21 protein-coding genes are annotated in these 23,431 nt (G+C 63.3%); 14 read left to right on the forward strand and 7 right to left on the reverse strand.

The genetic code is table 11. The features are described 5' to 3' along the window. Positions 1-162: 162 nt before the first annotated feature. From AC0J5Z_RS04175 to AC0J5Z_RS04195, 5 genes are all read left to right on the forward strand, one after another. The gene (locus tag AC0J5Z_RS04175; RefSeq protein ID WP_475037625.1) at positions 163-726 is read left to right on the forward strand and encodes a GNAT family N-acetyltransferase; all 564 of its coding nucleotides are present in this window, start codon (positions 163-165) and stop codon (positions 724-726) included. Between the two features lie 229 nt (positions 727-955). Continuing rightward, entirely contained in the window at positions 956-1,243 is a 288-nt protein-coding gene (locus tag AC0J5Z_RS04180; RefSeq protein WP_011776355.1) for an HU family DNA-binding protein, read from the forward strand. A gap of 134 nt (positions 1,244-1,377) precedes the next feature. Then, a complete protein-coding gene (locus AC0J5Z_RS04185; protein ID WP_475037627.1) occupies positions 1,378-3,633 on the forward strand; it encodes a bifunctional copper resistance protein CopD/cytochrome c oxidase assembly protein in 2,256 nt (751 codons plus the stop codon). Then, the gene (locus AC0J5Z_RS04190) at positions 3,633-5,603 is read left to right on the forward strand and encodes an NHL domain-containing thioredoxin family protein (protein WP_475037629.1); all 1,971 of its coding nucleotides are present in this window, start codon (positions 3,633-3,635) and stop codon (positions 5,601-5,603) included. The genes AC0J5Z_RS04185 and AC0J5Z_RS04190 overlap by 1 nt, the downstream gene beginning before the upstream one ends. A 197-nt stretch (positions 5,604-5,800) precedes the next feature. Then, entirely contained in the window at positions 5,801-6,484 is a 684-nt protein-coding gene (locus AC0J5Z_RS04195; RefSeq protein ID WP_475037631.1) for an endonuclease domain-containing protein, read from the forward strand. Here the strand turns inward: AC0J5Z_RS04195 and AC0J5Z_RS04200 are convergent. The 4 genes from AC0J5Z_RS04200 to AC0J5Z_RS04215 form a co-directional block, all read right to left on the reverse strand. After that, positions 6,470-7,498: a hypothetical protein gene (locus tag AC0J5Z_RS04200; protein WP_475037633.1), complete on the reverse strand. Its 1,029-nt coding sequence runs from the start codon at positions 7,496-7,498 to the stop codon at positions 6,470-6,472. The genes AC0J5Z_RS04195 and AC0J5Z_RS04200 overlap by 15 nt on opposite strands. 115 nt (positions 7,499-7,613) lie before the next feature. Further along, positions 7,614-9,344, reverse strand: coding sequence for a helicase HerA-like domain-containing protein (locus AC0J5Z_RS04205; protein WP_475037635.1), 1,731 nt, complete (start codon positions 9,342-9,344; stop codon positions 7,614-7,616). A 3-nt stretch (positions 9,345-9,347) separates the two neighbouring features. Then, the gene (locus AC0J5Z_RS04210) at positions 9,348-9,866 is read right to left on the reverse strand and encodes a GNAT family N-acetyltransferase (RefSeq protein ID WP_475037637.1); all 519 of its coding nucleotides are present in this window, start codon (positions 9,864-9,866) and stop codon (positions 9,348-9,350) included. 57 nt (positions 9,867-9,923) lie between these two features. After that, a complete protein-coding gene (locus tag AC0J5Z_RS04215) occupies positions 9,924-11,879 on the reverse strand; it encodes an FAD/NAD(P)-binding protein (protein ID WP_475037641.1) in 1,956 nt (651 codons plus the stop codon). A gap of 288 nt (positions 11,880-12,167) precedes the next feature. On the opposite strand from AC0J5Z_RS04215, the gene AC0J5Z_RS04220 reads away from it, so the two are divergent. From AC0J5Z_RS04220 to AC0J5Z_RS04255, 8 genes are read left to right on the forward strand one after another with little or no spacing between them, the layout of a single operon-like run. Beyond that, positions 12,168-13,133 carry an amino acid ABC transporter permease gene (locus tag AC0J5Z_RS04220; protein ID WP_475037643.1) on the forward strand — a complete coding sequence of 322 codons (966 nt, stop codon included), beginning with the start codon at positions 12,168-12,170 and terminating at the stop codon, positions 13,131-13,133. Then, positions 13,130-14,017, forward strand: coding sequence for an amino acid ABC transporter ATP-binding protein (locus AC0J5Z_RS04225; RefSeq protein WP_475037646.1), 888 nt, complete (start codon positions 13,130-13,132; stop codon positions 14,015-14,017). Before AC0J5Z_RS04220 ends, AC0J5Z_RS04225 begins: the two co-directional genes overlap by 4 nt. Positions 14,018-14,025: 8 nt before the next feature. Beyond that, entirely contained in the window at positions 14,026-15,006 is a 981-nt protein-coding gene (locus tag AC0J5Z_RS04230; protein ID WP_475037648.1) for an ABC transporter substrate-binding protein, read from the forward strand. Next, entirely contained in the window at positions 15,003-16,166 is a 1,164-nt protein-coding gene (locus tag AC0J5Z_RS04235) for an LLM class flavin-dependent oxidoreductase (protein ID WP_475037650.1), read from the forward strand. Before AC0J5Z_RS04230 ends, AC0J5Z_RS04235 begins: the two co-directional genes overlap by 4 nt. Next, positions 16,150-16,983, forward strand: coding sequence for a DUF1684 domain-containing protein (locus AC0J5Z_RS04240; protein ID WP_475037651.1), 834 nt, complete (start codon positions 16,150-16,152; stop codon positions 16,981-16,983). The genes AC0J5Z_RS04235 and AC0J5Z_RS04240 overlap by 17 nt, the downstream gene beginning before the upstream one ends. Next, positions 16,980-18,047: an LLM class flavin-dependent oxidoreductase gene (locus tag AC0J5Z_RS04245; protein WP_475037653.1), complete on the forward strand. Its 1,068-nt coding sequence runs from the start codon at positions 16,980-16,982 to the stop codon at positions 18,045-18,047. The genes AC0J5Z_RS04240 and AC0J5Z_RS04245 overlap by 4 nt, the downstream gene beginning before the upstream one ends. A 10-nt stretch (positions 18,048-18,057) precedes the next feature. After that, the gene (locus tag AC0J5Z_RS04250; RefSeq protein ID WP_475037654.1) at positions 18,058-19,410 is read left to right on the forward strand and encodes an NtaA/DmoA family FMN-dependent monooxygenase; all 1,353 of its coding nucleotides are present in this window, start codon (positions 18,058-18,060) and stop codon (positions 19,408-19,410) included. Beyond that, on the forward strand, positions 19,410-19,571 hold the full coding sequence (locus tag AC0J5Z_RS04255) for a hypothetical protein (protein WP_475037655.1): 162 nt from the start codon (positions 19,410-19,412) through the stop codon (positions 19,569-19,571). Before AC0J5Z_RS04250 ends, AC0J5Z_RS04255 begins: the two co-directional genes overlap by 1 nt. A gap of 14 nt (positions 19,572-19,585) precedes the next feature. On the opposite strand, the gene AC0J5Z_RS04260 is transcribed toward AC0J5Z_RS04255, so the two are convergent. The 3 genes from AC0J5Z_RS04260 to AC0J5Z_RS04270 form a co-directional block, all read right to left on the reverse strand. Beyond that, positions 19,586-20,782 carry an FG-GAP-like repeat-containing protein gene (locus AC0J5Z_RS04260; protein WP_475037657.1) on the reverse strand — a complete coding sequence of 399 codons (1,197 nt, stop codon included), beginning with the start codon at positions 20,780-20,782 and terminating at the stop codon, positions 19,586-19,588. 19 nt (positions 20,783-20,801) lie between these two features. Then, entirely contained in the window at positions 20,802-22,007 is a 1,206-nt protein-coding gene (locus tag AC0J5Z_RS04265; protein WP_475037658.1) for an FG-GAP repeat domain-containing protein, read from the reverse strand. Positions 22,008-22,082: 75 nt separating this feature from the next. Continuing rightward, positions 22,083-22,526, reverse strand: a complete 444-nt coding sequence (locus AC0J5Z_RS04270) for a GNAT family N-acetyltransferase (RefSeq protein ID WP_475037659.1) — start codon at positions 22,524-22,526, stop codon at positions 22,083-22,085. 157 nt (positions 22,527-22,683) lie between these two features. Here AC0J5Z_RS04270 and AC0J5Z_RS04275 point away from each other — a divergent pair, with 157 nt between their 5' ends. Further along, complete coding sequence (locus AC0J5Z_RS04275) at positions 22,684-23,403, forward strand: LppX_LprAFG lipoprotein (RefSeq protein WP_475037660.1); 720 nt, start codon at positions 22,684-22,686, stop codon at positions 23,401-23,403. The last annotated feature ends 28 nt before the right edge of the window (positions 23,404-23,431 follow it).

Raw genomic sequence — 23,431 nt, forward strand, 5'->3', positions numbered from 1 at the left:
GGCGACTAGCTCAGTCGCGAGATCGTGGACTGCAGGGGAGCACCCACTGTGGATACTGCGTTCATGGGACTCACCTCCTGCCAGAAAATCACGATCACGGGAAAGCTATCACTCAGCCCGCTTGTGCGCAATCGCAAAGGAGGCGGCAGGTAGAGTCTGGGGATGATTCTCATGCGAAGCCTGGACCACCACTCAGCTGGTGAAGAAGCTGGTCAGCTTTTTCTGCGCCCTCTGGAGCACTCAGATGCGGCCGCCCTGGTAGATGCCTATAGGCGGAACCGTGAGCACTTGGCGCCGTGGGAACCGGCCCGGGCCGATGAGTTTTTCACCACAAAGGGCCAAGAGGCGGTGATCCAAGCGAAGCTGAACTTTTACGAACAGGGCAATGAGGTGCCCTGGGTGTTGACGACTGCGAAGCGCATCATCGGGATGTTCACGCTCTCCGGGATTGTCCGCGGGCCCTTCCTGAATGCCAACCTCGGCTACTGGGTGGATGAGGCGTGGACAGGCAAGGGCGTAGCGTCTGGTGCGGTGGCCGCCGTCGTGAATATGGCCACGAAGGAGCTCGGCCTGCACCGCATCCAGGCCGCGACGCTGGCCCACAACACAGCCTCCCAAGCCGTCTTGAAACGGTGTGGTTTCGAACGGATAGGGATGGCGCCGTCCTACCTTCGGATCGCCGGGGAATGGCAGGATCATGTTCTGTTCCAACGCATTCTGTTCTAACCGGGAAGGACAAACGGAGTGCCAGCTGTGCCCGCTGCCAACGCCGTAGGGTACGCCAAGGGCGTAAAGCACCCCTAAAAACCCCGAAAATCCGGTGATATTGGTCAAAAAGGCGCGGAAACACGCGGAATTTGCTGGCCATGTCAGCCCAAGCTGGTAAGTTTTCGAACAGTGGCTTGCTCGCATTCCGCTTGAAAGCTCAAAAACGTATGAGTCCAGGAGGACGTAAATGGCTAAGAACCGTAGTGAACTCGTTGCAGAGGTAGCAGGCAAGGCTGGCACCAGCCAGGCAGCAGTCAACTCCGTGCTCGATGCACTGTTCGAAGTTTTCGAGACTTCTGTCGCCGCCGGCGAAAAGATCACCATCCCGGGCTGGCTCGCAGTTGAGCGCACCGACCGTGCAGCTCGCACCGGCCGCAACCCGCAGACCGGCGAAACCATCCAGATCGCAGCCGGCCACAGCGTCAAGCTGACCGCTGGCTCCAAGCTGAAGGCTGCTGTAGCCAAGAAGAAGTAATTACTCTTCGGCGAACGCCTTGAAGGGGCGGCAACCTTTTGGTTGCCGCCCCTTCTGCTGTTACGGCTGTTAGTTAATGCACATAGCATCCCTGCCGATTCGCAGCCCGGCGGCAGGTAGCGGACAATGGATAGGTGCCATCAGCAAGAAGCTCCGCTACTGCCCCTTCGCCTATTCCCAAGCCGGGAGCGCGGGGAGGCAATACGGTCGCGGGGATTTCCCTTCCATGGCAACTGGCCGGTCTGGCGGTGCTGTTCCTGGCTCTTGCAGCGGCCCTCATCTTCTCCGGCGCCTCAGCTGCCCGGCAGGTTTCGGACCCCGGAGCAATGGTCCGCTGGGGCCTTCCCTTCGCGAAGGCCATCCACAACGTGTCCGTGGCTACGGTGGTTGGCGGCCTGATCTTTGCCGTCGGCATCCTGCCCAAGAACCTCGGCGGATCACGGTCCCGTGAGAAGGACGCTGACGCCCCTGAACATCCGGCCTTCGCCCGTGCATTGGCCGTTGCGGCGGCGGCCGGCGCCGCATGGACATTGTCCGCCGTCGCGGTCTTGGTCCTGACGTACGCAGACGTAGCGGGGCAGGGACTCTCCGGGGACGCCGAGTTCACCCGGTCGCTGGTGTACTTCATGACGGACATCGAGACCGGCAAGGCCTGGCTCGCGGTCACCATCATTGCCGCCGTCGTCACAACTGCCCTGTTCGGCGTCCGGTCGTTGACCGGTCTGGCATTCACGTTGCTGCTGGCCCTGATCGGCCTGGTTCCTACAGCCTTGATTGGCCACTCCTCCAGCTCCAGCGACCACGAAGGGGCCATCAATTCCCTGGGCCTCCACCTGGTGGGTGTTTCCACGTGGGTGGGCGGCATCATCATGCTCGCGGTCCTCTCCGGGATTCTTACGGGTTCCAAGAACAAGGGGACGCCGGACATCACAGAGCAGACCCTGCGTCGTTTCTCGTCGCTGGCAGGCTTTGCCTTTGTCCTGGTGTTCGCCTCGGGTGTCATCAACGCTGCCATCCGCGTCACCAACCCTGCCGACCTTTTTGGCTCGGCATATGGCCAGCTCATTATCGCCAAGTCGCTGGCCACCCTGGTGCTGGGCGGCATCGGCTTCATGCACCGCCAGTGGGTCATACCGCAGCTGGGCAAGAACGGCTCTATGTCGGCCCGCCGTGTGCTGTGGCAGCTTGTTTTGGTTGAGCTTCTGGTGATGGGCGCGACGTCGGGACTTGCCGTTGCGCTGGGACGCTCGGCTCCGCCGCAACCCACCACCTATGCGCCCGATGCCTCGCCGTCGTTCATCCTCTCCGGATACGAGCTTCCACCAGAGTTGACGCCGGAGCGCTGGCTCACGGAATGGCGCCTGGATTGGTTGTGGGTGGGAATCGCACTGTTCGGCGCGGTCACCTACATCCTGGGCATCATCAAGGTCCGCAAGCGTGGAGATAAGTGGTCCTGGTTCCGGACAGCAAACTGGTTGATCGGTTTGGTGGTGCTCACGTACATCACCTCCGGCCCGCCCGCCGTGTACGGCCGGGTGCTGTTCTCTGCGCACATGGTGGACCACATGGCCCTCACCATGGTGGCCCCGATCTTCCTTGTCCTTGGCGCCCCGGTAACCCTTGCATTGCGTGCACTGCCGGCCAGGGGCGAAGGCGCCCACGGCTCCCGGGGCTTGCGCGAGTGGCTTCTGCTGTTTGTGCATTCCAAGTTCTCGCAGATCGTGACGCATCCGTTGTTCGCCGCTGCCAACTTCGCGGGCTCCATCGTGCTGTTCTACTACTCGGACGTCTTCAGCCTGGCAATGCGCGAGCATGTGGGCCATGAGCTCATGAACGTGCACTTCCTGCTGACCGGCTACATCTTTGTGCTGAGCATGATCGGTAGCGATCCTCTTCCGCGTCGCGCCCCTTATCCGATGCGCCTGCTTCTATTGCTGGCCACCATGGGCTTCCACGCATTCTTCGGCGTGGCCATCATGGGCGGCACGGGGCTGCTGGCTGCTGACTACTTCGGCAACCTGGGCAGGGCCTGGGGCGCGTCGGCCATCGGGGACCAACAACTGGGCGGTGCCGTCGCGTGGGGTATCGGCGAAGTTCCCACTTTGCTAGTGGCAATCGGCGTGGCCGTGATGTGGTCACGCTCGGACGAACGGGAGACCCGACGGGTTGACCGGGCAGCCGACAGGAATAACGACGCCGATCTCAGTGCTTACAACGATATGTTTGCCCGGCTCGCTGAGCGCGACGCCAAGGTGGCAAACCGCACCACCCAAGCACCCCGGACGCCCCGGGCATCCACGGCGGCGCAGGCAGAAAACACCAAGGCCGACCGCCCCACCACAGACTCTGCCGGGCAGACTGAACCGAACACCAAGCTGGAAGGACGCTGATGAGCGAAACCGTACGTACCCAACACCGGGTCCGGGCCTCCGAACTGGAGGGCCGCGGCTGGCTCAACACGGGCGGGAAATCCCTGGACCTCGAGTCCTTGCGCGGCAAGATCGTGCTGCTCGATTTCTGGACCTTCTGCTGCATCAACTGCCTGCACGTGCTGGACGAGCTGCGCCCCCTTGAGGAAAAGTACTCGGACGTGCTGGTGACGGTCGGCGTGCATTCGCCCAAGTTCGAACACGAAGCGGATCCCGTGGCACTGGCATCTGCCGTTGAACGCTACGAAATTCACCACCCGGTCCTGGACGATCCCGAGCTCGCGACGTGGAAGGCCTACACCGCCCGCGCATGGCCCACACTGGTAGTCGTTGACCCCGAAGGCTACATCGTGGCCCACCTCTCCGGCGAGGGCCACGCCGACGGCCTCGCTGTCCTCGTGGAGGAACTCGTGGCCGAGCACGAAGCCAAGGGGACCCTCCACCGCGGTAACGGGCCGTACGTGGCCCCCGTGCCGACGTCGGGCACTTTGCGCTTCCCCGGAAAGGCGACCCAGCTTCCCAACGGCAACTACCTGGTTGTGGACTCCGGCCATCACCGCTTGGTGGAACTCCGTCCGGACCTTGAAACCGTGGAGCGCGTCATCGGCTCCGGCAGCAAGGGCTACCTGGACGGGCAGTCGGAGATCGCACAGTTCAACGAACCTCAGGGCGTGACGTTGCTGCCGTCGGAGCTCGCCTGGAAGCTGGGCTACGACGCCGTTGTGGCTGACACCGTGAACCACCGCCTTCGTGGCGTCACGCTGAGTTCCGGCTACGTGCAGACGCTCGCCGGCAATGGTGTTCAGCGGCTGCTCGACGCCGGTCCCGCCCGGGTGACAGACACCGGCGCCGGCACTTGGTCTGAACACCACGATGGTCCGGCTGACTTCGCCGCCGACGCCATCGACGTTGGGGCGCTGGGTCTCGGCACCGAGGTATCCCTGTCCTCGCCGTGGGACGTGGTGTGGAGCGAAAAGCTGCAGCGCGTTGTCATCGCCATGGCAGGTACCCACCAGATCTTCGCCTTCGACCCTCTGGCCAACGAGGTCTCCATTCTTGCCGGTTCCGGGCTTGAGGGCCTGCTGGACGGCAAGGCCGAGGAAGCTTGGTTCGCCCAGTCGTCCGGCCTGGCAATCGACGGCGAAGACAACATCTGGGTGGCCGACTCGGAAACGTCGTCCTTGCGTCGCCTGGTCATCAGCGATTCCGGGGTGACCGTGGAAACCGCTGTGGGCAAGGGCCTGTTCGATTTCGGGTTCCGTGATGGCGAGGCCGCTGAAGCGCGCCTGCAGCACCCCTTGGGCGTTACGGTGCTGCCGGACAACTCTGTGGCCATTGCGGACACCTATAACGGCGCCGTTCGCCGATACGACCCCGCCACCAAGTCCGTATCCACCCTGGCGAGGGGCCTCGCTGAGCCGAGCGACGTCGTCGTGGTCCAGGTAGAAGGCCGCGATCCGCTGCTTATTGTGGTGGAGTCGAACAAGCACCAACTGGTTCTCGTTCCCATTCCCAAGGAAGCCCAGCAAGTGGATGAGGGAGCATCGCAGACGCACCGTCCCAAGAGCCCGGTGACCCCCGGGACCCTGGAACTCGCAGTTCGTTTCAAGGCTCCGACCGGCCAGAAGCTGGACGACCGTTGGGGCGATCCCACACAGCTGAAGGTTTCCTCCACGCCGCCGGAACTGCTGGTCTCCGGTGGTGGGACGTCCGTGGGTTTGCTGCGTACCCTTGAGTTGTCTGCCGATATTCCTGAGGGCATCCTCCACATCACAGCCCGCGCGGCCGCATGCGATGGTCCCGAGACCGAGGACGGCGAGATCCCGGACCACGCAGCCTGCCACCTCTACCAGCAGGATTGGGGTATCCCGGTAGTCCTGCAGGCCGATGGTGAGTCGGAGTTGGTGCTGGACCTGCGCGGCATGGACTGAGCCTTAACACTGAAATGGCCGGGTCTGACTCCTCAGGGGTTGGCCCGGGTCTTTCCGTCTAAGTTTGTCCACATAGCCCGCCCCGGGTCGGTGTCAGCGATGCTGCGCTGAGGCGTAGCGTCCGCAGGGGAGTGCTCCAGCCCGAGCGAGGTGTGTATGCCTTGGCCGGCGCTAATCCCTGTCACGTCGAACTAATCATGAATCGCCAGTTGCTCACATGCATTACCGCTGCAAGCTTCTATAACCTCTGGGTGGTGGACGGAGGTGGTCCCCTGCATGTTTACCAGACAAGAAGGGGCGAGGGGGAGGGTATCCACCACGGCGGGCTCCTGTTGCCAGCCCACCCGAATCGACCCGTAGCTTCCTTGGCCGATGTGCTGATCCATGCTTTGCGATGCCGGTCGTGGACCGAGGCCTTGGTGATGGTGGAGTGCGCTGCGGGCAGGGGCGACATGACTGTGGAGTTCCTGCTGCGGCACCTTGAGGGCAAATGGAATGGCAAAGCCAGGGCTGTGCTTGCATGGGTGGATCGCGGAGCGGAATCGCTGTTAGAGACGTTGGCAAGGACGCATTTCCGGCAGGCGGGAATTAGTGTACAAACGCAGTTCTACCTCGACGGCGTGGGTTATATGGATCTACTCCTGGAGGGCTGGCTGCTGGTGGAGCTCGATGGTCGCCACCATTCCGAGTGGACGCAGGTCAAGAAGGACCACCGGCGGGGGAATGTCTCCGCCGTGAAGGGCTACACGGTGCTTCGCTATTACTACGCGGATGTAGTCCATAAACCTGAAGCGATGGTGCGGGAGGTTCTGGCAGTACTAAGGCTAAAAGCTGCGCGCCGTGACACGAGCGCCCCGCTGAAAAAACTAGAACGTCAGTAGTGGGGTAACCGTCACAGTGTCGCCGCCAACGTCCAACTGGGTGGTGAAGCTGAAGTCGTGCTCCACGCTAAGGTCGTTGACGAACCCGGTGAAGAGGTTGATTTCCCGGGCGGTGAGTGTGGCCTTGCCGTTGAGCGGAGCCACCACCCATTTACCGCTGAACGGTTCAATGGTGATCTTGGGGTACTCGGTGATTTCCCACTTGATGGTTCCATCCACCACGCGGGCGTTGCTTGCGTGATAGAACGGGCAATCCGGCTGCAGGCGCTGTTGCTCGGTTGCCTGGGCGGCGCACGTGTCCAGGAATTCCCGGACCTTGCCCGCGACGGCCTCGTTCATAGCAGCGGTGGACCGCGTCTGCAGGTTCAGGGGTGCCGTGCCGCCGTCGCGTGTTGAAACAAGGGCCGATGTCGTCGGAGCTTCGAAGTAGGTGCCGTTCAGGCTTGCCTCGTACTTGCCAGGGAAGAACACCGCAAAGTTGTTGCGGCCGTTGGGCATATTCACGGGTACGCCGTTGAGTGTGGCCTCGCTGGCGTTGACCACGGTGACTTCTATGGTGGGAAGCGTGGTGGGAACAAAGGCCCATTTAGCGAAGAACAGCCACTGCGTCCCGGTCCGCTCCATCAGGAATTCCGTGTGGAGCCGGCTGCCGTCAAGGGTGTAGTCGACCGGTACGGCCATCCGGTTGCTGCCCCGGGGTTCGGGGTTTCCTACCTTGATATCGGACATCTTGGAGGCGGCCGTTTGCAAGGCTGTGCCGTCCAGCATGGCGGGGTTGGCACTGGGCACTTTCGCGCGCAACAGGCCTAAAGCTTCCTCGCCTTCACCCTTCTGCAGGGCTTCCAGATACTCTTTGACAGGCTGTTGCGGACTGGCCACCGAGGAGCTCACCAGGTTGATGCATACGATGGCTCCGGCGGCAGCAAGCATCAGACCGAGCAGCCATCCGGCTGCGGTCTTGACGAACGCTTGACTCAACTGCACGCCCTTTACGTTACCTGCCGCGGCCGCCATCGCCGTGCACGAAGGCCTCGGAACGACTTATATCCACCGATTGGAGAAGGCTCGACGCCGGGTGGCAGCAGGCGCTGCTGCCACTCGGCGTCGTGATTCCGGCGGCCAAACAGGACTAGCGGCGACGCCGGGAAGACGTGCCGAAGACCCCACGCATGAGGTCGCGGCCAAGCTGCGTTCCCATGGATCGGACCATGCTCTTGAGCCCACCACCCAGCGCTCCACCGAGGGCGCCGGCGATGTCACCGAACATGCCGTCCTGAGGGGACGATTGGGGAGCCCGCTGCGGAGCCGGCACCGGCGTGGGCGGTACTGGGAAAGACTCAGGCGAAGAGGACCGGGTGCTGGGACGGCCAAGGATCTCTTCCTCGATACGGCGTGCTTCGGCGTCGATGTCGGCCTGCGAATTACCGGAAGACGAAGAGGAAGACGCCGGCACCGGTGGCAACCCGGGCGCTGCATCTCCGGTAGGAACGGCTGCTTGGCCATTGAGCTTCTCGTACGCCGAAAGATTGTCCACCGCGGTGCCGTACTTAACCAGCAGGGAGGACGCCGCAACTGTACTGCGAATGAGCTCGTCAGCGCTGGGGCCCATGACGGACTCGGGGGCGCGGAGCCGGGTCAAGGCAACGGGGGTGGGGGCGCCCTTCTCGTTCATAACGGTGATGACGGCCTCGCCGATGCCGGCGGACGTGAGCGTCTCTTCGAGGTCGTAGTCGCTCACGGGGAATGTGGACACCGTGGCCTTCAAAGCCTTGGCATCTTCCGGGGTGAAGGCGCGCAGGGCGTGCTGGACGCGGTTGGCCAGTTGGCCCAGGACGTCAGCGGGAACATCCTTGGGTGTCTGGGTGACGAAGAAGATGCCCACACCCTTGGAACGAATGAGCCGGACGGTGGTGGTGATGGCTTCCAGGAAGGCCTTGGACGCGCCGTTGAACAGCAGGTGCGCCTCGTCAAGGAAGAAGACGAGCTTGGGCTTGTCCAGGTCACCGGCTTCGGGCAGGTCCTCGAACAGGTCGGCAAGGAGCCACATGAGGAACGTAGAGAACAGCAGCGGCTTGGTCTGCAGCGTGGGCAGCTCCAAGCAGCTGATGACGCCGCGGCCGTCCGGTGCGGTGCGGAGGAGTTCAGCGGTGTCGAACTCGGGCTCGCCGAAGAACTTCTCCATGCCCTGTGCCTCCAGCGTGACCAGCTCACGCAGGATCACCCCGGCTGTGGCCTTGGACAGCCCGCCAAGGTTTGCGAGTTCGGCCTTGCCTTCGTCCGAGGTGAGGAACTGGATGACGGCGCGGAGGTCCTTGAGGTCGATCAGCTCCAGGTTGTTCTTGTCCGCGAAGTGGAAGATCAACTGGAGACTGGATTCTTGGGTGTCATTGAGATCCATGATGCGGGACAGCAGGATGGGGCCGAACGAGGTAACTGTGGCGCGGACGGGGATCCCGTGGCCGTCACCACCAAGGCTCAGGAATTCCACGGGGAAGTTCTTGGCTTGCCATTCCTGACCCAGTGCCTCTGTGCGTGCGGTCAGCTTCTCGCTGCCGGTGGCCGGCGTGGCCAACCCGGACAGATCACCTTTGATGTCCGCGAGGAAAACCGGAACACCCGCCGTCGACAACTGTTCGGCAATCATGTGCAGCGTGACCGTCTTGCCGGTCCCTGTGGCACCGGCCACCAGTCCATGCCGGTTCATCATGGCAAGGGGTAGGCGGACTTGGGCCTCTTTGTGGATTTCGCCGTCAACGATCGCGGCACCCAGCTCGATGGTGGCACCTTCAAGGGTGTAGCCCTGCTGGATGGTGGCGAGTTTTTCGGCAGTTGTTGCGGTGGGTTTGTTGGCCATGCGCATAGCTTAGCTGTGCACGGCAAGATCCTTGCTGAAGGCCAAATGCTTGATGTCCTCGGGGTCTGCGGCGAGGTCGAACAGTGCTTTGTAGCCTGTGGCGAGGTAGAGGTTCTTCGCCTCAGGCTGGCGCGGACCGGTGGTCAGGTACAGCTTCCGGTAGCCCCGCCGTCGAGCCTCATTTTCCAGTTCGGCCAGTACCAGCCGCGCCAAACCGCGGCGGCGATGCGCCGAATGCGTCCAGATTCGTTTGAGCTCGGCCGTGTGCCCGTCATAGCGACGGAACGCGCCGCCAGCTACGGATTTACCGTTCTCTTGGATAATGATCAACGCGCCGTGCGGGGCTTCGAATTCTTCGGCCGGGTACCTGTTCAGTTCCTCCGCAGCGCCGCCGGTGCCGAACAGGTTGCCGTAGCGGGTTTCGTATTCGACGGCGAGCTCGTCCAGGAGCGGGCGAACACGCGGATCTCGCATGGGCAGGCTGAGGACGGTAAGGCCCGACGTCGGGAGGGTTGGCGTTGTGGTCATGTCAGGCCTTTCGTAGGTGGAACCCAAGTAAGTAGCAATTGAGCGCGTTTTGGGCGGTCAGAACGCGCTTAACTGCGACTCAGTTGGGTGCGTGGCGGCAACCGTAGACAGGATCCTTCGCGCCAGGGCGTCGTTCTCCCGGAAGGGTGCTGCGTTGGTATTGGGCCGGGCGAACGCTCCCGCGCCCCAACCGGACGTCCACGGGCCCACCGCGAACAACCCCCTCTGCGGAGTACCAACAGGGGACAGGACCTCGTGATTCCCGGAGACCAGGAGTTTCCCGGTTGAGTGGGCACCCTCGGAGGTGAGGAGCCTCTGCTCGGTGCCCCATCCGGCGTCGTGCAGGTCTGCCAAAGCAGGGTTCGCGGAACGTTCCACGGACGCGGAAGGCAACCGCGCCTCAATGTACGCGGACGCGTCCACCACCACGGGTGACTGGAAGGAGCCCGCGACGAACCGGCCAACGGAGTCGTCGGCGCGGACCCACATGCCAGGGCCCAGGAACTTCAGCAGCCCGGCCCTGTGCAGTGCGAGCATTTCGCGGAGGCGGTGGGCGGGCGGCCCCGAGTCCACAAAACTGAAAAAGCCGTGCCACCAACCGTGGATGGTCTGCTGGGAGCGTGCGTTGAGCCGCTCTTGGGGGACCAAGCGCCCGAGGTCCATGTACACGAACAACAGAGCGGTGAACAGGGCGAGGGTCTCGGAATGGTCGGGGCTGGTCCGGAGGTTCAGGTCATTTTGGATGTAGGAGGCTACGGAGCGCTGAACGGATCCATGGTCGGAGAACGCGCAGCCGCTCAGGGGATGGTCGAGCTTCTCAAGGTCCAGGCGCAGCGCGGGATCAGGCACGGAGAATGCCACCAGTTCCTCCCGGGCAGCGCTGTACCAGTCTGCAGCGTCGAACATCGACTCGAAGCTGGTCCATGTTCCCAGAACCCGCGACGGGTAGCCGGTGAAGAGCTCGCGGTAGTAGGCGTATCCGGCATCCTTGGCGATCAGCGGCCACAGGTGAGCACGGAAATCGAGTTCCGGATGCTCTGCGAGCAGGGCATCAATGGCCTCTGCCGTGAAGTACCGCGGACGCGCGATCGGCTCCCCCTGTAGAACGGAGGAGATCTTGGAGTGGTAAGGAACGCCGCGTCGTGACCCTGCCCAGACCCGTGGTTCGGCGCCTGACGGTATGTAGTCCAGTTCGCCGTCGGGCGTTTCTTCAAAGCGGCCGCCGCGACCCTCGAACAACAGCACCAGAAGGTCCACGAACGCCAGCCCCATGCCGGAGACGATCACGTCCTGCCCGGCTTCGATCCTCGAGTAGTCCACATCCGTGGTGTACGACGGCGGCGCATGGAACCCACCGTGCCGGGCAGCGAACTCACTGAGGCGGACGGATTCGGCGTCGGGCAAGGAATCGGTGTGGCCCAGCGCGTAAACCACGACGTCGGCAACCACCTCGGCCCCGGAAGCCAGGCGCACGCGGTGCGCACCGTCGTCGGGTTGGCCGTCCGAAGCAGCGCGGCCACCCGAAGAGCGCACGACGCCGGTTGCCGTGTCGCGATGGACCGTCACCGTGGCCTCGGGGCCAAGTGAGGAGGCGGCCCGGCGGAAGAACCACTCCAGGTACTTGCTCTGCAGCTGTCGGGTGGGAAAGGATGCGGGCGTCAGTGCGCGGAGTTGGGCGAGCAGGTGCGGCTCCAATGCGGGAACGTCACGGATGCTGCCATCCAGCACGCCAACCGCCCAGGTGGCGAGCCCAGGTCCTTCCACCGAAGGGCCGTCGCAGGCGACAGAAGAATCCGTGAACATGGTGACGTCCGCGGCCGTGGAGTTCAGCAGCAGGCCGGGGTCCTGGTCAAAGCGCCAGATCCTCCCGGAGCCGGGCTCGTTCGGCTCTATGACGTGGACGTGCAGGGGACCCTCGAACAACGCGGGACGGTTTGCGGCCAGCCGTTCCAGGACGCCGGCCGTGCGCGGGCCGCCGCCAATGAAGGCGATGGCGGGAACTCGTGACGGCATGGGATCTCCTGAAGAACAGTGGTTGGTGCAGCCCAATCTAGGGATGCGAGGGCATACCGGTCGAGGCGGCGGTAACCGCCGTTCACCACGCGTCACGCCACGTCAAAAGAAGCAAAAGCACGTCTCATGGGACGCCTGATGACGGAGATTGTGACGCCCTGCGAACCCCCAAGAAGCCCCGCGAAGTCCAGTGAAGAAGTGCAAATTCCCGCCTTGCTGCGGGGTTTCACGCACCCCTAGATTGGCAGCCATCCGATAGACAACAATCGATCTGAAATGAGGTGGCGCATGAGTGCAATCGCACCGCCTGCCACGGCGGACACTGCACCGCCCACCCCGGACTACTCCGAGTACAAGCTGGTTCCGGCCCGGCATCCCTGGCGATGGGTGGGCACCGTACTGGTAGCTGCCGGCGTTGCCGCAATTGCTTGGTCGCTGGTCACCAACCCCCGCTGGGAGTGGGGCGTGGTGGCCGAATGGTTCACCGCCCAGTCGGTAGTCAACGGACTCATCGAGACCCTCAAGCTCACAGCGATCTCCGGCGTCCTTGGTTTCGTCCTCGGTTTCGTCCTTGCCCTGATGCGCCTGTCCGCCTCGCCGTTGTTGGTCTCGGTGTCCTGGACGTTCTCCTGGATCTTCCGCTCCACGCCGCTGCTGGTCCAACTCCTGCTTTGGCACAACTTGGGCTACCTCTACGAGAAGATCAGCCTGGGCATCCCGTTCACCGACCTCCGCTTCTTCGAGGCCCAGACCACTACGCTCATCAGCCAGTTCGCGGCTGCCGTGCTGGGACTCACGCTGAACCAGGCGGCCTACTCCGCCGAAATCATCCGCGGCGGCATTCTCTCCGTGGACCAAGGCCAACTGGAGGCGGCCTCCGCCTTGGGCATCCCGGCGTGGAAGCGCTCCACAAGGATCGTGCTGCCGCAGGCCATGCGCGCCATCCTGCCCAATGCGTTCAACGAGATCATCGGCCTGGTGAAGGGCACCTCGATTGTCTACGTCCTGGCCTACTCCGAACTCTTCTACACGGTTCAGGTCATCTACAACCGGACCCAGCAAGTGCTTCCGCTGCTGCTCGTCGCCACGCTCTGGTATGTGGTGATCACCTCGGTGTTGAGCGTTTTCCAGTACTACATCGAACGCCACTTCTCCAAGGGCGCCCTGCGGACCCTGCCGCTCACGCCTCTGCAGAGGGCCCGGAAGTTCTTCACCACCCACGTTGCTGCCTCTCCCACGAAGGACGCCCGATGAGCATCATCGCCGCACGCAAAGAATCCACGACGGCGGCCCGGCCGTCCGACGAAACTCAGGCTGAAGCTCAGGCTCGCGATTCGGCCGGCACGGCGCCAGCCGCCACCCGTGGCCAAGTAGACATCACCAACGTCCGGAAGTCCTTCGGCGTAACCGAGGTCCTCAAGGGTGTCTCCCTGTCTGTTCCTCCGGGCGGCGTCGCCGTGATCGTTGGTCCGTCCGGCTCCGGCAAGTCCACCCTGCTGCGCACCATCAACCACCTGGAAAAGGTCGACGGCGGTTACATCACCATCGACGGTGAACTGGTGGGCTACGAGGTCCGGGGCAACAAACTCCATGAGCTCCGTGAGAAAGACATCCTCAAGCAGCGCACCCACATTGGCATGGTGTTCCAGAGCTTCAACCTGTTCCCACACCTCACCGCACTCGAAAACGTCATCGAGGCGCCGATCGTGGCTCAGAAACGCCCCAAAGCGGAAGCCCGGAAGCGCGGCCTCGAACTTTTGGACAGGGTAGGCCTCAAGGATCGCGCCTATGCCCACCCGCGCCAGCTTTCCGGGGGCCAGCAGCAGCGCGTTGCGATTGCTCGCGCGCTGGCACTCGATCCCAAGATCCTGCTCTTCGACGAGCCCACCTCGGCGCTGGACCCGGAACTCGTCAACGAGGTCCTGGACGTCATCCGTGAGCTCGCCAAGTCCGGCACCACGCTGATTGTGGTTACGCACGAGATGGGCTTCGCCCGGGACGTCGCGGACACCGTGGTGTTCATGGACCAGGGCCAGATCGTCGAGTCCGGCACTCCGCAGGACATCTTCGCCAACCCCCGTGAGGAACGCACCCGCAGCTTTTTCTCCAAAGTCATCGAACCAGCTTTCAACATCTAGGACTCCCCATGCTTCGCACTACAAAGTCCAGGCTCCTGGCGCTCGCCGTACTTCCCGCCGTCGTACTTCCTGCGCTTGCAGGTTGCTCCGATCCTGGAGCGTCGGCAGCCAAGCCGGAATCGGAAGCTGCCAAGAATGGCATCGTCTACAACACGTCCGTGGACCAGAACCGGATCCGCGCCGAGAAGGACGCCACTGCAGCGGGCGTTGTCCCTGCCGCCATCGCCAAGGACGGCAAGCTGACCGTGGCCACCACCGCGGGCTCCATTCCGCTGTCCTTCCACGCCACGGACGACAAAACTCCGATTGGTGTGGAGGTGGACATCGCCCAGCTCGTGGCCGACAAGCTCGGCTTGGAACTCGACCTGCAAGTGACGTCGTGGGAGAACTGGCCGCTCAAGACCCAGTCCGGCGACTTCGAAGCTGTGTTCTCCAACGTGGGCATCAACGCGGCCCGCGTGAAGTTGTTCGACTTCTCCACCTACCGCGCCGCCTACATGGGCTTCGAGGCGAAGAAGAGCTCCAGTTACGACATCAAGGGATCGGATGATATTTCCGGCCTAAAGATCTCCGTAGGCTCCGGTACCAACCAGGAGAAGATCCTGCTGGCGTGGAACAAGGAACTCGAGGCCAAGGGCAAAGCGCCGGCGACACTCCAGTACTACTCCTCGGACGCCGACACCATCCTGGCGCTCTCTTCCGGCCGTACCGATCTCAACCTGGCTCCGTACCCATCCGTGACGTACCGCGAGAACACCCGCGACGACCTCAAAGTAGTAGGCAAGGTCAACGCCGGCTGGCCCGCCGAGACCTTGGTGGCTGCCACCACATTGAAGGACAACGGACTGGCGCCGGCCATCACCGATGCCGTGAACTCCACCATCAAGGACGGCTCCTACGGCAAGGTCCTGGAACGCTGGGGCCTGTCCGAGGAAGCCATCCCGGAGTCCAAGACGGTCACCGAAGCGACCTTTGGTACCGGCAAATGAAGTTCCAAGTCTTGGACATCATTCCCCACCTGAAGAACCCGGTGACGGGGGAGATTGTCTCCACCGCTGACCGGCTGAACCAAGTGGTGGAGACCGCCCGCCGGGCCGAGGAACTAGGCTTCGACAGCTTCTCCGTGGGTGAACGCCACGCCGGCGAGTTCGTCTCGTCATCCCCGACGACGATCCTCGCCGCCATAGCCGCCGTCACCAGCCGCATCCGCCTGCAGACCGGCGTCACCGTGCTTTCTGTACTGGATCCAGTGCGCGTGGCCGAGGACTACGCCACCATCGACCAGCTCAGCCGTGGCCGCCTTGAACTGGTGATCGGCAAGGGCAACGAGATCCTGCAGTACCCACTGTTTGGCCTGTTATTGGATGACCAATGGGACCTCCTGGCCGAAAAGTACGTGCTGCTCCGCACGCTGTGGCGCAAGGAAAGCGTCACGTGGTCCGGTCGCTTCCGGCCGGCGCTCACCGAACCAACCACGACGACGCCCCGCCCCTTCGCGGGGTCGCCCCGGATTTGGCACGGCTCGGCTACAACCCTGACGTCTGCTGCGCTCGCCGCCAAGTGGGGAGATCCGCTGTTCACGGCCAACGCCATCCAGCCCCGGGAGAACTACAAAGTCCTGATTGACCACTACCGCGAAGAGTACGAGCGTCACGGTCACGATCCCCGGCACCAGTACTTGGGCTCGGGCAGTGGAGCGGGCGGAGTGTTCATCGCGGATACCACGAAGGAAGCCATTCGCCAGTATGGTCCGGTGTACGAAGGCCTTACTGCCAGTCGTAACGTCCCCGGCAACAACTCACCGTTCCGGGACATCCAGCACGCCGTAGCCGAAGGGCCGGCACTTGTGGGCAGCCCGGAGCAAGTGATCGACAAGATCCTGAGCTACCACTCGCTGTACAACCATGATCTTCAGTCGATCTCACTGCCCACGACGCTGCCCTTCGAACAGCAACTGGAGATCTTGGAGCGCTTCGCGCACGAGGTCATTCCGGCCGTCCGCACCGCGGCACCCACCACGCTGTGGGAAGCCGGGGATCCCTTCGCTGGCCGACCGGAGTTCGCCGGAGCCACCGAACCGGACGCCGCAGCAACCGTCACCGCAGACCACGCCTTCAACAGGAGCGATACATATGTCTACGCACACTGAAACAGCACTCGAATCCTTTGATGAGGAATGGCAGGAATGGCACGACGCCCATGAGCGCCACCGCGCCCACCCGCACGGTTTCCTCGCTGTGACCCACCTGCACTGGCTCAGCAGCGACGCAACCCGGCTGGAAGGTGCGCCGGGTATCTGGAGCGCGGAAGACGACGTCGTGCGCGTTGTCCTGGAACCGGGCGAAAGCCTGCAGCAGGACGGGGTGGAACTGAACGCCGACTCGAGCACAGCCCTTGAGTTCGGTCCGATCGAGGAACGCGGCGGGATCAACCTGGTGTCCGGCGATACGGTGATCGAGGTGGCCAAGCGCGGCGGTGAGTACATCGTGCGGCCGCGAAGCCCGCAGAATCAGCTCCTGCAGGAGTACCAGGGCACGCCCGCCTACACACCCAACGCGGCGTTTGCCGTGGCGGGTACGTTTGTACCGTTCGAGGCTCCGCGCCCCACCACGGTGGGTGCCGCCGTCGAGGGTATCCAGCACGTGTACGAAGCTCCGGGCGAGATTCGCTTCAAGCTGGCTGGTGAGGAACTGGCGCTAACCGCCTTCAATGGGCACGCCCCGGGGTCGTTGTCCGTGCTGTTCACGGACCAAACCTCCGGCAAGACCACCTACGCAGCCAACCGCTCGCTGTCCGTGGTCCCCGCAGCCGATGGCTCCGTGAAGCTCGACTTCAACCGGGCCGTGAACCTGCCGTGCGCCTACACCGACCTCGCCACCTGCCCGTTGCCGCCCGTCGAAAACCGGCTTCCCGTGGCCATCGAAGCCGGCGAAAAGATTCCCTACGAACGTCAGGACCAGCAGTGACTTCCTCCAAAGAAAGTAAGGCCGGATTCCTGGCCATCGAACTCGACGGCGCAGGGTATGAAAACCTTGCCCGCGCTGTCCTCGCCGCCGAGTCCGCAGGTTTCCACGTGGCAACCTTCAAGGACGCGCCGAAAGCCGGTCGCGCCAGCGCCCTGCAGCGTGCCGCGTTTGCCGGTCCTGTAACACGGACCATCGCAGTGGTCCCTGAGGTGGACACCGTCTATACGGAGCCGTTCCACATCTCCACGCAGCTTGCGAGCTTGGACTACGTGTCCGGCGGGCGTGCCGGGTGGATCGCGACAGCAGCGGAGTCGCCCGAGGCCGCTGCCGCCGTCGGACGTTCCTTTGTTCAGGGCGACGCGCTGGCACAGGAAGCTGCGGCGTCCATAGAGGTCGGCCGCCGGCTGTGGGACTCCTGGGAGGATGACGCCGTGATCCGTGACGTCGCTACCGGGCGTTATATCGACGTCGACAAGCTGCACTATGCGGACTTCGAAACTCCCTCTGATTTTCCTGGTCCGGGCTATTCCGTGAAGGGCCCGTCCATCATTCCAAGGCCACTGCAAGGACAGCTTCCGGTGCTTGCCCCGGCGTCGCTGGTGGGTGACGGCTTGGTGTCTGCCGATGCCGTGGATGCCGTACTGGTTTCCGCTCCGACTCCGGAGTTGCTTGCCGCCGAGATCCGCGACGTGCGTGCCCGGCTTGGTTCTTCGGTAGCGATTGTTGCAGAGCTCGACGTCGCCCTGGACTCGCGTGGGCAGGCTGCTGCCTCGCGCTCCGGAGTCGCAGAGGAAACGAGACTTGCGCGGTTCGTCGGTTCCGCAGCAGAACTCACCGAGCTCCTCGATTCGCTTCTCCAGCAAGCCGATGGCGTGCGACTCCACCCAGCTGTCCTGGACGTGGAGCTGGATGAGCTTTCACGACTCGTCCTCCCGGAGCTGCGCCGTCGCGGTGCTTTGCGGCCGCCCATCCAAGACGGCACATTCCGCGATGTCCTCGGGCTGAAGCGCCCGGAAAGCCGCTATTCGACCACTGCCGCGGCTACTGCTGCCGCCGGAAAGTAGGGGGATCACCATGACACAGCACAACCGTGCTATTTTCCAACCGAGCGGCCAGATCCAGTTCGGGATCTTCTTCCAGGGGGTCAACTCCGGCACCATCTGGAAGGCTGCAGAGTCGGGTTCGCAAACAGACTTTGAGTCGTTCCGGCGGATTGTCCAGACCGCCGAGCGCGGCAAGTTCGCAGCCTTCTTCCTGGGCGAAGGACTGCGCCTCCGCGAGCACCTGGGGCGTCCCCATGCGCTTGATGTTGTGGGTCGGCCCGACGCCCAGACCATGCTTGCCGCACTGGCCGCAGTCACCAAGAACATCGGCCTGGTGGCCACGCAGAACACCACGTATAACGACCCCGCGGACCTCGCACACCGCTTGTCCTCCCTGGACCTGATCTCCGGCGGCCGGGCTGCGTGGAACATCGTCACCACGGACAACGCCTGGACCGGTGCGAACTTCCGCCGCGGTGGCTACCTGGACCATGCTGACCGTTACAGGCACGCCGAAGCTTTCGTGGAAACTACCAAGCGCATCTGGGACTCGTGGGAAACTCCCACCGGTCCGGCACGCCGGGTGCTCCACGAGGGCCAGCACTACACCGTGGACGTCACCCCGCGCCTACCTCGCAGTGCCCAGTACCGCCCCGTGCTCTTCCAAGCCGGCGACTCCCCGGACGGACGCGACTTCGCAGCCCGCCAGGCAGACGTGATCTTCTCCGCCCACCCCAAGTTCGATGACGCGGTGGAGTTCCGCCGCGACATCGTGGCACGCTCAGTCGCAGCCGGTCGCGATGCCAACGCCGTGCAGATCATGCCTGCCAGCGAGTTCATCCTTGCCGCCACTGACCAGGAAGCGCAGGAGAAGAAGGCGTGGGTCCGCAGCCTGCAGATCGGTCCGCAGCAGGCCATTGCCTATTTGGAACAGTTCTGGGGCCGAGAGCTTTCTTCCTACGATCCGGATGGTCCCCTCCCGGAGATCGATCCTGTGGTCGAGGAGACTTCGGAAACCCGGGGCAGCGGCTTCCACGGGGCCAAGGCCCGTCAGCTGGCTGATCAGTGGAGGGCCGAAGCCAAGGACAAGGGCTACTCCATCCGCCAGTTCGTCACCTCGAAGACGGCACGCATCGATGCCACGTTCACCGGCTCCTACACCGCCGTGGCCGATCACCTCGCGGAGTTCGCCCGGGTTGGCGCCGTGGACGGGTTCAACATTTCCCCGTGGCTCATCCCCACTGGCCTCGACGACATAGTGAACAACCTGGTGCCAGAGCTCCAGGAACGCGGTGTTTACCCCACGGAGTACCGGGGCGTTACGTTGCGCGAAAACCTGGGGCTGGAGACGCCAGCGCGGGCCGAAGCCTCCGTGCAGCTCTGATGAGGGTAGAACGCGTGCTGAAGAACTGGCTTCGTCGGCTCGGCTTCCAGCCGGGCCGGCATGGAACAGCGCCCGACGGCGGCGGCTCGAGTGCCGCCGTCGTCGACGCTTCCCGCCACACCGTCAGCCTCCAGCTAACGGTGTGGGGGCAACCGCTTTAGTCCGTCCAGAGGAATTAGAGCAGGGCCTTGAAAATGTTCCAGCCCGTACCTATGGGGTACATGCCGCCAAAGGCCACGTCCGAAGGGAACAGGCCACCTGCTTGATTCACAACAACCAAGTCGTTGTTTTTGTCGTGGCGCACACTGCCCAATCCCGCCATCTCAGGGAAAACACCCCAGTTTCCGCCTTTGCTTATCCGGGCGCGCCAGCCACCGCTCCCGTTGGCGGGATACTGATACAGGTTCCCGGCGAAATCCCGGGCGAGAATGTCCACTGCGCCGTCAGAGTTCATGTCGCCGACTGTGATGATCTTGTCCATGACGTGCCATCCCCAACCAACTTTGGACGGTGGGAGCCAGCCGCCCCGGCCGTCTCCCGGGTAGAGGAAGAGGTCCCCGGCGCTGTTCCTGGCAAGGACGTCGTTGCTGCCATCGCCATTGAAATCACCGGGTCCGACGATGGAGTCGAAGACGTTCCAACCATTACCCACTTGCCTCTGCGGAAGCCAGCCTCCGCGGCCGTCGCCTGGGTAGAGGAACAGGTCGCCAGCGGCATCCCGACCCAGGAGATCGTTGTTCCCGTCACCGTCGAAGTCCCCCGGTGAAAAGACGATATCGAAGATATTCCAGCCCACACCGACTTGGAACGGTTGATCCCAGGTGTTGTGGTACCACGGACAGGGGAGTTCGCCGCACATGTTCTTTAGGTATTCATAAGTTCGTGGGTACAGGACGAGCCTGCCGTCATACGTTCGCCCGATGACTTCAAAGTTGCCTCGCCCGGTCCACCCCATGGCGCGGGGCGAGTCCTTGATGGGGGCTGTGAGGCTGGTCAGCTGGGGCTCGTCCGGGCAGCCCGGTTCCTCGGGTGTCGATGGGGTCACCTTGAGGGTGATGGTACGGTCCCGGTCCTCCGGAACAACCTTGAGAGTTTCCCCCTGGCGCTCCTCAGGCAGGGGGATGCCGTCCCGCTGCCACTCCAAGGCGACACCATCAGGGGTGGTTCCGTCCGGGTTTTTGCACTCGAGGAACTCAGCGGAGAACCGAAGCCTCAGCTGGGCACCAACATAGGGGACACCATCGATCTGTGCCTCCTGGTCCGGGGTGTCCGCCGCGTGAGCAGCTGTCACACTCCCGGTGAAGGCCAGGACGGCGGCCAGAAGGATAGACGGAACCCTGAATCTCCCTGTGAAAGTAAGTGCGGTTTCCACAAATTCCTCCTGATGACGGTTAGAGCAGTTCCCTGAACACGTTCCAACCGCTGCCCACAGGACCTTGGGGCCCGTAGAGGCCGGTGGTCATGGCGCCAGTTGAATACAACACGAGGTCGCCGTTGGCGTTGACGGCAACAAGGTTGTTGTATTTCTGATGGGCGTAGCTACCCAAACCTGCGACATCCTTGAAGTCATTCCATCCACCACCCATGTATGCCTGGGCGCCCCAGCCGCCTTGACCGTCGGCTGAATATAGCTGAAGGCCACCGCTGTGGTCCCGGCCGAAGACCTCCACGGTGCCGTCACCGTTCATGTCGCCGCCAGGGATGATCTTGTTCATGACCTGCCAGCCCCATCCCACCTTTGATGGAGCCAGCCAGCCACCGCTGCCGTTTCCGGGATAGAGGAACAGATCGCCCGCAGCATTCCTGGCGAGGACGTCGTTGGTTCCGTCGCCGTTGAAATCCCCGGGGCCGACGATTGAGTTGAAGACGTTCCAGCCGGCGCCGACTTGCCGGGTTGGAAGCCAACCGCCGTCGCCGTCACCGGGGTACAGGAACAACTGGCCGGACGCGTTCCTCGCCAGGAGATCGTTGAACCCATCGCCATCAAAGTCTCCGGGGGAGAAGACGATGTTGAACATGTTCCAACCCGCCCCGACCTGCCGGGGTTCATCCCATGAGCCGAAATAGACCGGGCACGGGCCCTCGCACATGCCTTTGTAGTAGGTGTAGGTGCGAGGGTAGAGGATGAGCCGGCCATCGTGGGTGCGGGCAAGGGGTTCGAAGTTACCCCGGCCCGTCCAGCCCATGGCCCTGCTTGAGGCCTTGATCGGTTTGGTTTGGGCGCTCAGCTGGGTGCCGGTAGGACAGCCGGGTTCGCCGGGCGTGAGCGGGTAAACCCTCAAGGAGATACGGCTGCCCTGATCCTCAGGGAGGACCCGCAAAGTTTCACCCTGACGCTCGGCGGGCAGTGGTTCGCCGTCGCGCAACCATTCCAAGGTGATCCCGTCCCCGGAACCGTCGGGGTTCCGGCAGCCCCAATAGTCGTAGTTGTACTGTCGTCTCATCTCGGAACCGACGTAGGGTACGCCGTCGATATACGGTGTCGGCTGGGATGCTGCAGTGGCTGGGGTAACCCCGAGCAGCCCGGAACCCAAGAGTCCCATTGCAAGTACGGTCGTGACAGAGCGACTCAACGAGCGCGATCGAAAGATCCCCATTTTTTCCCCCCCCGGAAAGTTTCGCGTCGTTGCCGCGTGGTGTGTGCTGAGGTTACCGCACTTCGGTCCGTGTGGTCAGGGGTTGGCGGGGGCCACCATGAAGACGTCGATCGGGTCCTCGGCCTCAAGCACGAAGCCGTGACGTTCGTAGAGGCGACGGGCAGGACTCCCTTGCAACACGTCCAGACGGAACGGGCGCTCGTCCACGGAAGCCGACATCACGTGGCGAAGCACAGCACTTCCCAATCCTTTGCCCTGATGTGCCGGAGCCACATAGAAGTGTTCAATCCATCGGCTATCCGGCTCGGGCCTGATGGCGATCACTCCGGCATCGACGCCGTCCGAATGGATGATGTACGTGTGCTCGGGCTGGAAGCCGTTCAGGAAGCGTTCACGAACACGAACAGGGTCGAAACGCTGCAACCGTTCGAGGTCCGGCCGCATCACCACGGCGCGCAGTTCGGCAATCCAGGCAGCGTCGGAGGCTACGGAGGGGCGGAGGACGAAGTCAACGGACATGAGATCAAGCCTATGCGGCTGGGTCCGGGGCCGGCCACGCAAGGAAACAGGCCCTGACGGTTGTGTCAGCGGGCCAGGACCCGCAGGGATCAAATCTTCACAGGCAAAGTGCTAATTAAGCCTTCAGCAGCGTGACGCAGAGGTGTACGATTCGGCCATGTACAGTGCATCCAAGCAGAGCCGCTTTGTGGCGATCTTCGCGCCCCTCATCGCCGTGGTCGCCCTCGTTGCAGGGTGCACCGCCCCATCCCCCTCCCCATCGCCGGAGGCCTCGCCCGACCCCGTTGCCCTGTTGCAAGAGTCGAGTGAAACCACCAAAGGGCAGACCAGCGCGCATCTCGTACTCTCCGTTGAGGGCCAGATCGCCGGACTGCCGGTCGAGGCGATCCAGGGCGATCTCACACGGACTCCCGCAGTCGCCGCCAAGGGCACACTCGACATGACACACCTTGGCCAGCAGCTCAAAGGGGTCGGGTTTGTAGTCTCCGACGGCGCCCTCTGGGCCGCCATCACGCCGGGAGCCAGACTGACTAACTTCGGGCCGGCATCCAACATCTACGACCCCGCCACGATCCTGGACCCCGACGTGGGGCTGGCCAACGTGCTCGCCAACTTCTCCGATGCCAAGATCGACGGCCAGGAGACCGTCGAGGGCGAGGCCACTGTACGCATCAAGGGCAACGTCACCGCGGACGCAGTCAACAAAATCTCCCCGCAAATCGCGGCGACGGGCCCCGTGCCTGGCACCGTCTGGATCTCTGAGGGCGGCAACCGCGAGCTGATGCAGGCCCGGTTGGAGCCCAGCCCTGGTAACAGCGTCACAATGGCCCTGTCCAAGTGGGGCGAACCGGTCACCGTCGACAAACCGGCGATGTGATCCAGGCCCCGACCCCTGCCACCAGGCG

The sequence above is a fragment of the Paenarthrobacter sp. TRD_SC_7 genome, from assembly GCF_056156245.1.

What these genes read in the sequence shown, in the direction of transcription:
- AC0J5Z_RS04230 (WP_475037648.1), top strand. Translation starts at nt 14,026, where the DNA reads ATGCTTCGCACTACAAAGTCCAGGCTCCTGGCGCTCGCCGTACTTCCC.
- AC0J5Z_RS04270 (WP_475037659.1), bottom strand. Translation starts at nt 22,526, where the DNA reads ATGTCCGTTGACTTCGTCCTCCGCCCCTCCGTAGCCTCCGACGCTGCC.
- AC0J5Z_RS04275 (WP_475037660.1), top strand. Translation starts at nt 22,684, where the DNA reads ATGTACAGTGCATCCAAGCAGAGCCGCTTTGTGGCGATCTTCGCGCCC.
- AC0J5Z_RS04215 (WP_475037641.1), bottom strand. Translation starts at nt 11,879, where the DNA reads ATGCCGTCACGAGTTCCCGCCATCGCCTTCATTGGCGGCGGCCCGCGC.
- AC0J5Z_RS04205 (WP_475037635.1), bottom strand. Translation starts at nt 9,344, where the DNA reads ATGCGCATGGCCAACAAACCCACCGCAACAACTGCCGAAAAACTCGCC.
- AC0J5Z_RS04190 (WP_475037629.1), top strand. Translation starts at nt 3,633, where the DNA reads ATGAGCGAAACCGTACGTACCCAACACCGGGTCCGGGCCTCCGAACTG.
- AC0J5Z_RS04225 (WP_475037646.1), top strand. Translation starts at nt 13,130, where the DNA reads ATGAGCATCATCGCCGCACGCAAAGAATCCACGACGGCGGCCCGGCCG.
- AC0J5Z_RS04210 (WP_475037637.1), bottom strand. Translation starts at nt 9,866, where the DNA reads ATGACCACAACGCCAACCCTCCCGACGTCGGGCCTTACCGTCCTCAGC.
- AC0J5Z_RS04265 (WP_475037658.1), bottom strand. Translation starts at nt 22,007, where the DNA reads ATGGGGATCTTTCGATCGCGCTCGTTGAGTCGCTCTGTCACGACCGTA.
- AC0J5Z_RS04175 (WP_475037625.1), top strand. Translation starts at nt 163, where the DNA reads ATGATTCTCATGCGAAGCCTGGACCACCACTCAGCTGGTGAAGAAGCT.
- AC0J5Z_RS04255 (WP_475037655.1), top strand. Translation starts at nt 19,410, where the DNA reads ATGAGGGTAGAACGCGTGCTGAAGAACTGGCTTCGTCGGCTCGGCTTC.
- AC0J5Z_RS04180 (WP_011776355.1), top strand. Translation starts at nt 956, where the DNA reads ATGGCTAAGAACCGTAGTGAACTCGTTGCAGAGGTAGCAGGCAAGGCT.
- AC0J5Z_RS04200 (WP_475037633.1), bottom strand. Translation starts at nt 7,498, where the DNA reads ATGGCGGCCGCGGCAGGTAACGTAAAGGGCGTGCAGTTGAGTCAAGCG.
- AC0J5Z_RS04240 (WP_475037651.1), top strand. Translation starts at nt 16,150, where the DNA reads ATGTCTACGCACACTGAAACAGCACTCGAATCCTTTGATGAGGAATGG.
- AC0J5Z_RS04235 (WP_475037650.1), top strand. Translation starts at nt 15,003, where the DNA reads ATGAAGTTCCAAGTCTTGGACATCATTCCCCACCTGAAGAACCCGGTG.
- AC0J5Z_RS04195 (WP_475037631.1), top strand. Translation starts at nt 5,801, where the DNA reads ATGAATCGCCAGTTGCTCACATGCATTACCGCTGCAAGCTTCTATAAC.
- AC0J5Z_RS04250 (WP_475037654.1), top strand. Translation starts at nt 18,058, where the DNA reads ATGACACAGCACAACCGTGCTATTTTCCAACCGAGCGGCCAGATCCAG.
- AC0J5Z_RS04220 (WP_475037643.1), top strand. Translation starts at nt 12,168, where the DNA reads ATGAGTGCAATCGCACCGCCTGCCACGGCGGACACTGCACCGCCCACC.